Annotated in this window: 11 protein-coding genes; 7 read left to right on the plus strand and 4 right to left on the minus strand. The window is 33.8% G+C overall.

The window, feature by feature from the left end:
• Position 1 precedes the first annotated feature (1 nt).
• Positions 2–745: a glycosyltransferase family 2 protein gene (locus tag FA045_RS01460; RefSeq protein ID WP_136873703.1), complete on the minus strand. Its 744-nt coding sequence runs from the start codon at positions 743–745 to the stop codon at positions 2–4.
• The gene (locus tag FA045_RS01465; RefSeq protein WP_136873705.1) at positions 745–2,568 is read right to left on the minus strand and encodes an ABC transporter ATP-binding protein; all 1,824 of its coding nucleotides are present in this window, start codon (positions 2,566–2,568) and stop codon (positions 745–747) included. Before FA045_RS01465 ends, FA045_RS01460 begins: the two co-directional genes overlap by 1 nt.
• 134 nt (positions 2,569–2,702) lie before the next feature.
• On the opposite strand from FA045_RS01465, the gene meaB reads away from it, so the two are divergent.
• Positions 2,703–3,599, plus strand: coding sequence for a methylmalonyl Co-A mutase-associated GTPase MeaB (gene meaB / locus FA045_RS01470; RefSeq protein ID WP_136873707.1), 897 nt, complete (start codon positions 2,703–2,705; stop codon positions 3,597–3,599).
• On the opposite strand, the gene FA045_RS01475 is transcribed toward meaB, so the two are convergent.
• Positions 3,586–4,875: an aminopeptidase P family protein gene (locus FA045_RS01475; RefSeq protein WP_136873709.1), complete on the minus strand. Its 1,290-nt coding sequence runs from the start codon at positions 4,873–4,875 to the stop codon at positions 3,586–3,588. The two genes, meaB and FA045_RS01475, sit on opposite strands and share 14 nt — an antisense overlap.
• 172 nt (positions 4,876–5,047) lie before the next feature.
• Between FA045_RS01475 and FA045_RS01480 the strand changes: the two genes are divergently transcribed.
• The 5 genes from FA045_RS01480 to recG all read left to right on the plus strand — a co-directional run bounded on the left by FA045_RS01480 (position 5,048) and on the right by recG (position 10,012).
• Positions 5,048–6,397, plus strand: coding sequence for an OmpA family protein (locus FA045_RS01480; protein WP_136873711.1), 1,350 nt, complete (start codon positions 5,048–5,050; stop codon positions 6,395–6,397).
• Positions 6,398–6,468: 71 nt separating this feature from the next.
• On the plus strand, positions 6,469–6,612 hold the full coding sequence (locus FA045_RS19150; RefSeq protein WP_317130561.1) for a DUF6728 family protein: 144 nt from the start codon (positions 6,469–6,471) through the stop codon (positions 6,610–6,612).
• Positions 6,612–6,992 carry a RidA family protein gene (locus tag FA045_RS01485; protein WP_136873713.1) on the plus strand — a complete coding sequence of 127 codons (381 nt, stop codon included), beginning with the start codon at positions 6,612–6,614 and terminating at the stop codon, positions 6,990–6,992. Before FA045_RS19150 ends, FA045_RS01485 begins: the two co-directional genes overlap by 1 nt.
• A 4-nt stretch (positions 6,993–6,996) precedes the next feature.
• Positions 6,997–7,899 carry an EamA family transporter gene (locus FA045_RS01490; protein WP_136873715.1) on the plus strand — a complete coding sequence of 301 codons (903 nt, stop codon included), beginning with the start codon at positions 6,997–6,999 and terminating at the stop codon, positions 7,897–7,899.
• A 7-nt stretch (positions 7,900–7,906) separates the two neighbouring features.
• Entirely contained in the window at positions 7,907–10,012 is a 2,106-nt protein-coding gene (recG, locus tag FA045_RS01495; protein ID WP_136873717.1) for an ATP-dependent DNA helicase RecG, read from the plus strand.
• Positions 10,013–10,113: 101 nt separating this feature from the next.
• On the opposite strand, the gene FA045_RS01500 is transcribed toward recG, so the two are convergent.
• Positions 10,114–11,349, minus strand: coding sequence for a serine hydrolase domain-containing protein (locus tag FA045_RS01500; RefSeq protein ID WP_136873719.1), 1,236 nt, complete (start codon positions 11,347–11,349; stop codon positions 10,114–10,116).
• A gap of 356 nt (positions 11,350–11,705) precedes the next feature.
• On the opposite strand from FA045_RS01500, the gene fumC reads away from it, so the two are divergent.
• On the plus strand, positions 11,706–13,103 hold the full coding sequence (gene fumC, locus FA045_RS01505; protein WP_136873721.1) for a class II fumarate hydratase: 1,398 nt from the start codon (positions 11,706–11,708) through the stop codon (positions 13,101–13,103).
• The last annotated feature ends 121 nt before the right edge of the window (positions 13,104–13,224 follow it).

Genomic DNA, 13,224 nt, shown 5'->3' on the forward strand with positions numbered 1-13,224 from the left:
GTTAATTTTTGAAATATCGCTGCAATGTTAAAAATAGTCTACGGGCAAGATGAAAAACATAAACATCAAAAGGAAAAATTTCTGAAACAATTTTTTTTCTATCCTTTTCAAATGTCATGTCTATATTGTTAATACCAGATGTACCCAAATCATTAAATTTTGAAACAATAACTTTTACATAAGCAAATTTATATTTGGCTATAAAAAATAAATTTATGTTTAAATAATAATCTGCCCAAATGGTATACTTTGTTTCGTAACAATAGTTTTTAAAAACACTTTTAGGATAAAATATAGTTTGATGATTGAAATTGTGCTTACATAAGTGGTAGCGATTTATTTTTCCGAAACGGATTTTTTTTCTTTTAATATAAAATGCATTACCATAAATAATATCATCATTAATTAATTGATTTTTAAAAATATCAGCTAATACAGTTTTGTTATTTAACTCATCATCGGCACCAATAAAATAAATATAATCTCCAGTACAATGCTCAATTGATTTGTTCATTGCATCGTAAATCCCATTATCTTTTTCTGATTTAAAATAAGTTATTTCGTTTTTGTATTTTTCAATAACTGCTAAAGTTCCATCAGTAGAAAGCCCATCCAAAATTATCAATTCAAAGTTCTTGTAATCCTGATTTATAATGCTTTTTAAAGTGTTTTCAATCGTTTTTACGGCATTTCTAACAACTATAACAATACTAATCTTTGCTTGATTAATTGAAATATCCATCATTAATCATTAAAAGTTTGCATCTCAATTAAACGTTTGTACAAACCACCTTTGCCCATCAACTCTTGATGGCTACCGCTTTCAGCTATTTCTCCTTTATCAATTACTACTATTAAATCAGCTTGTTGTATGGTGCTTAAACGGTGGGCAATTACAATTGAGGTACGATTTTGCATTAAATTATTCAAGGCATCCTGTACTAATTTTTCAGATTCTGTATCTAATGCAGAAGTTGCTTCATCTAATAACATAATCGGCGGATTAGCTAAAACAGCCCTCGCTATACAAATTCGCTGTTTTTGTCCGCCAGAAAGTTTGTTTCCTCTATCGCCAACAAAAGTTTGATAGCTTTCTTCTGTATTTAAAATAAACTCATGTGCATTGGCAATTTTAGCCGCTGCAATAACCTCATCAATTGTTGCATCGGGTTTGCCAAAGGCGATGTTATTTTGAATGGTATCATTAAATAAGAAAGACTCCTGATTAACCGTACCCATTTGCATTCTAATACTTTCTACAGTTAAATCTTTATAATCAAAGCCATCAATTTTTATTAAACCAGATTTGGGGTCGTGGAAACGAGGAATTAAATCCATTAAAGTACTTTTTCCACCTCCCGATGGACCAACCAAAGCAACAGTTTTCCCTTTTTCTATGGTAAGTGAAATGTTTTTTAGAATTTGTTTATCTCCATAATTAAATGAAACATTTTCTAAAGTTATTGCAGTGCCAAAATTCGACAATTCTTTAGCATCTAACTTGTTTACCAATGCAGGCTCGGTATCAATTAAATCTAAAACCCTTTCTCCGGCAGATATGCCTGAATGGATACTACTAAAAGAATCTGTGATTGCTTTAATGGGCAGCATTACTTGTGAGAAAGTGGCTAAGTAAATCACAAATTCTCCAGCTTTAAGGTCACTATTACCACTTAAAATCATGCTTCCGCCATATAGCAAAATAAAAACTACTACAAATACACCCAAAGTTTGCGAAACTGGTGAAGCGAGTTGTTGCCTTCTGGCCATTTTTCTATTCAAATTAGAATAGAATTGATTTTCTTTTTGAAATTTTTCCTTTATCCTAAAAGTGGCATTAAATGCTTTGATAATTTTTATTCCACTTAATGATTCGTCTAAGAACCCTATCATTTTAGCGAATGATTCATGAGAAAGTGTAGATTGCTGTTTTAGCCTTTTTACAATTTTACTGATGATAAAACCTGAGACAGGGATTACTAGTAAAGAAAATATGGTTAATTTAAATGAAATGGAAACTAAAACCGCTATATAAAATATCAGTTGTACTGGTTCTTTAAATACAACCTGTAAGGTATTGGTAACTGTAAATTGTACTACCTGTACATCAGAAGCTACTTTCGAGATGATATCTCCTTTTCTTTCGTTATTAAAATAGCTAACATGTAAATTCATCACGTTGTCAAACACGGCTTTTCTAAGCTTTAAGAGGGTATGCACTCTCAAATCTTCCATATATCTTTGAGAAAAATAACGAAAGAAATTTGCTAGCAGTACAGTAAAAATAACTACAATGCATATTAACTGTAAAGCATAAGTTTTGTCGTGGGTTAAAATAACTTGATCTATATATTGACTAAATAAATTCATTGGGTTCCATGAACTATCTTTAGTTACAGTTGTTATTTGGTCATCACAAGGCTTTAAGAATATAGTATTCATAATTGGCCCCAATAGCGTGAATAAAAATGTATTAAATATAATTGCGAAAAGCGTTGCAATAACATACGGTATTGCAAACTTTTCTATTGGTTTAGCAAAGGATAATAATCTAAAATAGGTTTTCATTTAAAAATTTAAGGACTACAAAGTTACGGTTTTTGTAGTTTGTTTATTTATGCTACAAGTTGATAAGTTAAGATAACGTATCAAAATTGAAAAAGACATTGTTTGTTAAAAATAAAATTCTGTTTATTTGTTTAATGAATTCTTACCAAAATCTTATTAAAGGTATTACAAATGGAGATTTTCGCATTTTAGCAAGAGTGTTAACGCTTGTAGAAAATGAGATTGAACCCTCTGCAAGTTTATTAAAAGAATTGGAAGTAAAGAATGTTGCAGTAATTGGCATAACAGGTCCTCCTGGGGCCGGTAAAAGCACATTGGTTAATCAAATTACTAACCATTTTGTTAATGAAGGTAAAAGAGTAGCCATTTTGGCAGTAGACCCAACCTCCCCATTTAATTTTGGTTCGCTATTGGGCGATCGGATAAGAATGGCTCAGCAGTTTAATAATCCTAATGTTTATATCAGATCTGTAGCTACTCGTGGTGCTTTGGGTGGGGTTTCTGTTAAAACCTTAGAAATGATTGATGTGTTAAAGGCCGCTAATTTCGATTTAATAATTGTGGAAACAGTAGGTGTTGGGCAATCGGAAGTAGAAATTGCTGGTTTGGCCGATAAAACTTTAGTGGTTTTAGTGCCAGAATCTGGAGATGAAATACAAAATATAAAATCGGGTTTGATGGAGATTGCCCAAGCATTTGTTGTAAATAAGGCTGATAGAGAAGGGGCTGATACTTTTGCAAATAATTTGAAGAAGATGATTCATCAGCAAGTAGAAGATATACCATTATTTAAAACAGTAGCCGAAAAAAATGAAGGCATACCACAACTTTGCAATTGGATTGTCAAGCCCATCATAAATACCAATAACAGAAAAGGCTTTTTAATGGCAGAAAAAGCTATTCGATTAATTCAACACTATAAAATGAAAAGTGTTGATCAAAAAAAGCTTCATCAAGCAATAAATGAAGCTATAAAATTAAGCGATTTTAATATTTATAGATTTGTTGAGGATTGGATTAAGCATTCATAAGCTCTTCAATTTCTTCAGCTATAATCGGAATATTTGCCATCAAATCAATATTTCCATCTTTTGTGATTAAAATATCATTTTCTAATCTTATCCCAAAACCTTCTTCAGGGATATAAATGCCTGGTTCGCATGTTAAAATATTACCAGCAGCAAATGGAGTATATCTACTTGCAAGATCATGAACATCAATACCTAAATGATGAGATGTGCCATGCATAAAATATTTTTTATAGGCTGGTTGGCTTTTAGGTTGGTTTTTCACATCAGTTATCGAAATTAACTTTAACTTAATTAATTCTTCTGTCATGATTTCTCCAACTTGTTCATGGTAAGTGTTCCATAATGCTCCGTCAACCATTATTTTTTTTGCTTCATTAAGTACATTGAGTACAGCATTGTATACATCTTTTTGTCGACGGCTGAATTTACCATTAACAGGGATGGTTCTGGTTAAATCTGCATTATAGTTAGCGTACTCTGCGCCAAAATCCATTAATATTAAATCACCATCATTACAAATTTGATTATTATCAACGTAGTGCAAAATGTTTGCATTGTTTCCAGAGGCAATTATGGGCGTATACCCGTGGCCCGTTGCTCGCTGCTTAATAAATTCATGAATAATTTCTGCTTCAATTTCGTATTCTGAAATACCTGGCTTTACAAATTTTAAAACCCTATTAAACGCATCTTTGGTAATATTACAAGCTTTTTGGGTAAGTTCTACCTCAGTATCAGATTTTATTACACGTAAATCTCGCATTATTGGGGCAGCTCGCTCATAATGATGTAATGGATATTTTTCTTTTAGTTGATTTATAAATCTAATATCTCTATAAGTTACGGTGTGTGCATAACGGTCATTTTCGTTAGAGTTAAGATAAATGTGATCTGCATAATGAATCACGCTGTGTAATATTTGCTCAAAATCTGATAGCCAATACACAGTTTTAATACCTGAGACTATGTTTGCCTGTTCTTTAGTGTATTTATGACCTTCCCAAACTCTAATATGATCATTAGTCTGTCTTAAAAATAGGACTTCCCTGTACAACGGATTAGGACAGTTGGGATAAAGCAGCAATATTGACTGTTCTTGATCAATGCCTGACAGATAAAACAGATCGGCATTTTGCTTAAAAAGAAAATTCTGATCTCCACTTCGCGGAAATTCATCATTAGATTGAAATATAGCTATTGCATTAGTTTTAAGCCTTTTAATAAAATTCGATCTGTTTTGTACAAATAACAAATTGTTTATTTGCTTGTATTTCATAATTTTAGCTATCTTTAATTAAAGTTAATAAACCAAATGTAATAAATTGTGTGCTAAATATAAAGTTTGGAACGGAGTTTGTACAAGTGTTTTGAGATTATAAAAATTTGTTTAATTTTGTCTTACAAAAAATTATACAATTAATATTTGTTTAACCTTAAAAAAGAAAATTATGAATTATTCTACTTTAAAAAAGGGTGTTGTTGCATCTCTTGTAGCAGTAATGGGAGTTACCTCTCTTGCTAGCGCTCAAGATGCTCCAGCAACTACTTCTTCTGCGAAAGTATTCGGCGGAAGAGCACAGTACAGAACTTGGTCATTAGGTATCAATGGTGGAGTTTTAGCTCCAGTTGTTGTAACTGGTGGATCAAATGACTTCACTAACTGGGATGTTAACTTAGGTTATGGTATCTCATTACGTAAGCAATTAGGTCATGCTTTCGGTTTAGAAGGTAACATTTTCCGTGGTAAATTATCTGGAACAAATACAGATGCACCAGGTGGTATCAGAAATGGTGCTAGAGAATTTGAAACTGATATTCAGTATGCTGCTGATATTAGAGGTGTTGTTAACGTTGCAACTGTTGATTTCTTACGTCGTGAGAATTCAGTTAATTTCTTCGTTACTGCAGGTTACGGTTTAATGGCTTATAACCCTAAAGTAACTACTGCTGCTGGAACTACAACTGATTTCAAAGGTCAGTATGGTGAAGAGCGTGATAATGATTACATCAAAGAAGCTTACATTCCTGTAGGTGCTGGTATCAAATTTAAAGTTTCTGATCGCGTATCTTTCAACTTAGCTTATACAATGAATTTTGTTGATGGCGATAACGTTGATGGTGTTTATGCAGGTGGTACTTCAAAAGATAGATATTCTTACGCTTCTGCTGGTTTAGAATTCTCTTTAGGTTCGAAAGCTAAACCTAATTTAGATTGGGTTAACCCAGTAGCTATGATGTATGATGAATTAAAAGATCCTACATTACGTCAAGAAGTTGAAGCATTGAAAAACCGTGTTTCTAACGTAGAAAAATCTGTTGAAGATTTGAAAAAAGATACTGATGGTGACGGTGTTGCTGATCAATTTGACAAATGTGCTGGTACTCCAGCAGGTACTAAAGTTGATGGTTCTGGTTGTCCACTTCCAGTTCCAGCTCCAGTAACTACTACTACTGAAACTGCATCTAATGTAACTGGTTTCGAAACTATCCAATTTGAATTTAACTCTTCAGTTTTAAAAACTGAATCTTACCCAACTTTAGATAAATTATCTTCAGTATTGCGTGAAAACGGTGGTAAAGTAACTACAAAAGGTTACGCTTCTAGCGAAGGTACTGCTGCATACAACATGAAGTTATCTAAAGACAGAGCTAATTCTGTTAAAACTTACTTAGTAAACTCTGGCGTTAACGCTAGTCAAGTTACTGCTAAAGGTTTTGGCGAAGCTAATCCAATCGCTTCTAACGATACTGAAGAAGGTCGTATCCAAAATCGTCGTGTTGAAACTTCAAGAAACTAATCTTTCTTAATTCAATAAAAAAAAGTCCTGACCATTTGGTCGGGACTTTTTTTTTATGCCTACATTTGTTTATGTACTTTTTTAGAAAAAAAGACCCAAATCGTCCAACCAATTTTAACCTTAAAGCGATGCACATTATCAATGCATTGGCTATACTGCTATTTCTTGGCGGCATTATTTACAAATTATTTCAACTATTCATACTAAAATCTTAATGAAAAAAATTATCAATACAACAAATGCACCCGCTCCAATTGGTCCATACAGCCAAGCTGTTATAGCAAATGGATTTTTATTTGCATCTGGTCAAGTAGCAATCAATCCAGAAAATGGCGAGTTAAGTACAAGTTCAATAGATGAAGAAACTCACCAAGTAATGCGTAACATAAAAGCAGTATTAATAGAAGCTGATTACCAATTTGCTCATATCATAAAAACCACAATTTTTCTGTCTGATATGGCTTTATTTGCAGAAGTAAATGAAATATATGGTTCATACTTTGATTCTGAATTTCCGGCTCGTGAAACTGTGGCAGTAAAAGGACTACCAAAAGGTGTAAATGTAGAGATTTCAGTTACTGCATATAAAGCATAGTTTTTTGAAATCTAAATCACGTTATTTATTAGCAGCGTTTTTATCTGTTGCAATTTGGGGTTTTTTTTCTATCCCACTTAGAAACCTAAAAGCATTTCCTTCTGAAGAGATTTTATACTATCGCATATTTACATCTTTAATTGTTATATGGGTTGCGATATTATTGTTCAGAAGAAAGTATTTAAGGCAAGATTTTCAATATTATAAATCAGTTACTTTAAAAGAGAGAAAGATTATTATATGGCAAATTGTTGGTGCCTCTATATTGCTAACGCTAAACTGGTATACTTTCATCTATGCGGTAAATAATGTGAGCTTAAAATCAGCAGCATTTGCTTATATGGTATGCCCCTTAATTACTGCATTTGGTGGTTTTTTAATTCTTAAGGAAGAACTTTCAAGAATTAAATTGATTGCGTTAGGCATTGCCTTGCTAAGTATTGTTTTATTAGCTACGGGGTCTATAATTGAGGTTTTATGGTCGGTTGGCATTGCGGCATTATATGCTTTTTATTTAATTATTCAGCGTAAAATGCAGCATTTAGATAAGTTGAATGTTTTAGCGCTTCAAATAGCTATAGCCGTAATTTTAATGATGCCATTTTATTTATATCATCATGAGGCTTTTCCGGAAGGGTTATGGTTTTGGAGTCACATCACGATCATAGCAATAGTATTTACGGTAATTCCACTATTTTTAAGTTTGTATGCGCTAATTGGTATACCATCATCAACGTTAGGCATTATCATTTACCTTAATCCAATTATCGCTTTTGCCATAGCTGTTTTATATTTTGATGAGCAAATTAGTTTTAATCAGTTATTAGCATATTTATTATTGTTATTTGCTGTTTTCTTATTTAATTGGTACTTGATAAAAGATATCTTTAATTTTAAAAGAAAATAATATCGCTTTGTTTGCTACTAATTTAGATACACCATTAGTTTACTTAAAAGGCGTTGGCCCTAAACGAGCTGAACTCTTGCAAAAGGAGTTGGGTATATCTACCTATGAGCAACTTTTAAATCATTATCCTTTTAGGTATATAGATAGAACAAGATTTTATAAAATTAATGAGCTAAACCCCGAAATGCCTTTGGTGCAGGTTGTGGGCAAGATTATTAGCAAGGAAATAGTTGGAGAAAAGCAGAAAAAACGAATTGTTGCAAAATTTGCTGATGAAACTGGTACAATGGACTTGGTTTGGTTTCAAAGTTTAAAATGGGTTGAAGAAAATGTGATGAGAGGTACTACTTACATCGCCTTTGGCAAACCCGCTCTGTTTGGGAGCAGTTTTAGTATATCTCACCCTGATTTAGAAACTTATCCCAGACAAACTGGTATAACTGGTAATTTAACCTTACAACCAATTTACCATACCAGCGAAAAAATGAAGAAAGGGTTTTTGGATAGTAAGGGTATCCAGAAGTTAGTTCATCATATTATTGAATTACATATTAACGAAGTTAGAGAAACTTTACCTTCGTATGTTTTAGAGAAGTATAAACTAATCAGTAGAAGGGATGCTTTAATTCATGTTCACTTTCCGGCAAATACTACCATGCTACAACATGCAGAGCGGAGATTGAAATTTGAAGAGCTTTTTTTTATCCAACTTCAGCTGTTGCATAATAAACAATTAAGAAGTCTGAAATATAAAGGGGCTCTTTTTAATACCGTTGGAGATAAAGTTAACATCTTTTATAAAACGATGCTTCCCTTTGATTTAACTAATGCTCAAAAACGAGTAATTAAAGAAATTAGGTTAGATACCCAAAGGGGAAGCCAAATGAACCGATTGATACAAGGTGACGTTGGCAGTGGTAAAACAGTGGTGGCTTTAATGAGCATGCTCTTAGCAAACGATAACGGTTACCAAGCTTGTATGATGGCTCCTACCGAAATTTTAGCACGTCAACATTATCAATCCTTAATTGATTTGTTAAAAGGAGAATTGGTAAATATTGGTATCCTAACGGGAAATACAACTAAAAAGCAAAGAACAATTTTGCACCAACAATTAGAAAGTGGTGAGATTGATATTTTAGTTGGCACCCATGCTTTGATAGAGGATAAGGTTCAATTTAAAAACCTCGGTTTAGTTGTAATAGATGAGCAGCATCGATTTGGAGTTGAACAACGAGCTAAACTATGGCGCAAAAATGTAATTCCGCCACATATTTTGGTAATGACAGCTACACCTATTCCAAGAACTTTAGCCATGACTTTATATGGCGATTTAGATGTTTCTGTTATTGATGAATTGCCTGTGGGTAGAAAACCGATTGAAACGCTGCACTTATACGAAAGCCAGCGTTTACGAATGTTTGGTTTTATGAAACAAGAAATTGCGAAAGGCCGCCAAGTTTACATTGTTTATCCTTTAATTGAAGAGAGTAAAAAGCTAGATTTAATGCATTTAGAAGCTGGAATAGAGCAAATGCGTTTTGAATTTCCATTACCAAATTATCAAATAAGTAAAGTGCATGGGCAAATGCCAAATGCCGACAAGCAATACGAAATGCAGCAATTTATTGATGGTAAAAGCCAAATTATGGTAGCTACTACGGTAATTGAAGTTGGCGTAAACGTACCAAATGCATCGGTTATGATTATTGAAAATGCAGAGCGATTTGGACTGTCACAACTGCATCAGTTACGTGGTAGGGTTGGTAGAGGTGCAGAACAATCATATTGCATTTTAATGTCGGGGAATAAGTTAGGGCCAAACTCAAAACTACGCTTAGAAACCATGGTTAAAACAAACAATGGTTTCGAAATATCTGAAATTGACTTACAATTACGTGGACCAGGTGATATTACAGGTACACAGCAAAGTGGTGTTTTAGAATTGAAAATGGCCAACTTGGCAAAAGATCAGATTATTTTACAAGAGGCTAGAAATACAGTCATAGAGATTTTTGGAAAAGATGCCATGTTAGAATTGCCAGAAAATATTTTGCTTAAAAATTATTTAAGCAAAAAGGCTAGAGCAATCGCTTTAGACAAGATTTCTTAACCCCAAACCCCTAAAGGGGCTTTTGCTAACAGAAATAATTATCTTTTCTTTTTTGAAAAAATAGGGTGTTAAAATTAGAGCCCCTTTAGGGGTTTGGGGTTTTAATCCTCATCGCTACCAGGTAAACTACCAGCACCACTATAAGCACCTTTACGGATGATTGGCATTTTTAGATATTTATACAACTCATCTAATTGCATTAAACTTCCATTGGTTTTGTTACCCAAGAAAATAACCACAATATCCTTATCTAAATCGCGAACATAAATATGGCGGAAACCATGCCACCAACCTGTGTGGTAAACTACTTTATCCATGCCTTTTCCATCAAACATTCTCCAACCATAGCCATAGTTAAAGTGACCATTTACAGGTTTATTTCTGCCTACGTAAGCTGAGTCTAAACTTTTATTGGTCAACAGTCTTTCGTTTTTTAAATATTTATCAAACAATACCAAATCATGTATGGTGCTATAAATTCCTTTATCGCCAACAGGGCCATCTAAAAAGTTTTGTGCTACCGAGTATTTAAAATTGTTGCGATCATGCCCAACTACATCAACAGGGATTTTTTCATATTCTGCTTTTGAATAAACATGGGTGTTTTTCATCCCGGCAGGTTTAAACACATTTTCCATCATGAATTGCGAATAACGTTTGCCAGATACTTTTTCTATGATGCCACCCAAAACCATATAGTTTGAGTTGTTATAATGAAATCTGTTATCGGGTTTGGCATAAGGATTGGGTTTTTTATCAGCGATAACCTGCAGCACATCCTGATTAGAAATCCCCTTTTTCATATCTTTCTTTTCCTTGCGCCAAATGTCATCTATAAAGTAAACGTAATTCATCATTCCACTTCGGTGGGATAAAAGCATATTTACTGTTATACCATCATAAGGAAAGTTGGGGAAAAACTTTTTAACATCATCGGTTAAATTCAATTTTCCAGCTTCTATTAATTGCATAATTGCAACGCCTGTAAAAGTTTTGGTAATTGACGCCAACTCAAATTCAGAGTTTATTTTAAGGCTATCGCGATGTAAATAATCTGCCCAACCTTTAGCACCTTGATAAATAATTTTACCTTTTTTGGCTACTAAAATGTTGCCATTAAAGCCATATTTTCGATGCAAATTTTCTGCAAAATCGGCAATCCATTTGTCTTCTTTTTTTGGATTGTAAACCAATAAAGTACTATCTGCTTTATCGTCTTCTTTAATCCTAACTTTTTTATCGGCAGCTGCCTTTTTAACTTTTTCTTCTTTTGAGGTGCAAGCGGAGAGCGAAATAATGGTTAAAGCAAATGCAGTGATTAGTAAACGAAACTTCATGTAGATAGAGATACAGGTTTAAAAAGTTGGCAAAATAAGGATTATTGCCTTTTTAAACGCAAAAGAGTTTTAAACATTGTTATGTTTTTAGAATTTGAGAAGAAAGTTATAAATGATAAAAGCAGAAGTTGATTGTGGGTAACTAATCTGGATACGACCACTTTATATTGTAAAATAAACCCAATTGCAGCGAACACGAAGGGCTAAACCTTTGGTTGCCCGAAGTAAAGCGGAAAGTGGGGCTACAGCTTGCCAAGAACCGCTTTCCAATGTTTTTCTAATGTTTATGTAACGTTTCTAAATAAATTTAATTTAAGTGCCAAAAAGGTTAAATTTGGGAAAAAAATAATAACAACATGAGTTTTAGAATAGAACACGATACCATGGGCGAGGTTCAGGTGCCTGCAGATAAATATTGGGGTGCACAAACCGAACGTTCGCGTAACAATTTTAAAATTGGTCCGGAGGCAAGTATGCCGAAAGAAATTATACATGCTTTTGGTTATTTGAAAAAAGCAGCAGCATTAGCTAATGCCGAATTAGGTGTTTTAACAACTGATAAAGCACAATTAATTGCCAATGCTTGCGATGAAGTTATTGCAGGTAAACTTGATGCAGAATTTCCGTTGGTAATTTGGCAAACAGGTTCTGGTACGCAAAGCAACATGAATGCAAATGAGGTTATTGCCAATAGAGCACATGTTTTAAATGGTGGTAACTTAGCTGATGATAAAAAAGTGTTACATCCGAATGATGATGTAAATAAATCTCAATCGAGTAATGATACTTACCCAACTGCGATGCATATTGCAGCTTACAAACAAGCGGTAGAAATTACCATTCCTGGGTTAGAAAAATTAAGAAATACTTTGGCGAAAAAAGCTGCGGGGTGGAATGATATTGTAAAAACTGGTCGTACGCATTTTATGGATGCAACACCCTTAACTTTAGGGCAAGAATTTTCTGGTTATGTACAGCAAATAGACAATGGCATTAGAGCAATTAAAAATGCTTTGGTAATGATTAGCGAATTGGCTCTGGGAGGTACTGCAGTTGGTACTGGATTAAATACACCGGCTGGATATGATGTTTTGGTGGCTAAAAAAATTGCAGAATTAACAGGTTTAGGTTTTGTAACTGCACCAAATAAATTCGAAGCTTTAGCAGCTCATGATGCAATGGTAGAATTATCTGGCGCTTACAAACGCGTTGCGGTTTCTTTAATGAAAGTGGCTAACGACATTAGAATGTTAAGTTCTGGTCCGCGATCGGGAATTGGAGAAATCATTATTCCGGATAATGAACCAGGCTCATCTATTATGCCAGGAAAAGTTAATCCGACACAGCCAGAAGCGATGACAATGGTTTGTGCACAGGTAATGGGTAACGATGTAACCGTAGGTATTGGCGGTAGCAATGGTCATTTTGAATTAAATGTTTTTAAACCAGTTATTGCAGCTAATGTTTTACAAAGCGGACGTTTAATTGGTGATGCTTGTGTTTCGTTTAATGATAAATGTGCAGAAGGTATTGAGCCTAATAAACCAATGATTAAACAACACATGGAAAATTCTTTGATGTTGGTTACAGCTTTAAATCCGCATGTTGGTTATGAAAATGCAGCAAAAATTGCTAAAAAAGCGCACAAAGAAAATAAAACTTTACGCGAAGCTGCTGTAGAATTAGGGTTGTTAACCGACGAGCAATTTACCGCTTGGGTTAAACCAGAAGATATGGTTGGAAGTTTGAAATAATCCCCTCCTAACCTTCCGCCGCGGCTGGGAGGGATGTTAAGCGTAAAAATCCAAACTTTAATATGTTGCGAAACTTCAATAATTTTACTGTCCAAAAGTCCCTTCTCCTTCGGGGAAGGGA

Source organism: Pedobacter cryotolerans (genome assembly GCF_005116475.1).
Classification (GTDB): Bacteria; Bacteroidota; Bacteroidia; order Sphingobacteriales; family Sphingobacteriaceae; genus Pedobacter; species Pedobacter cryotolerans.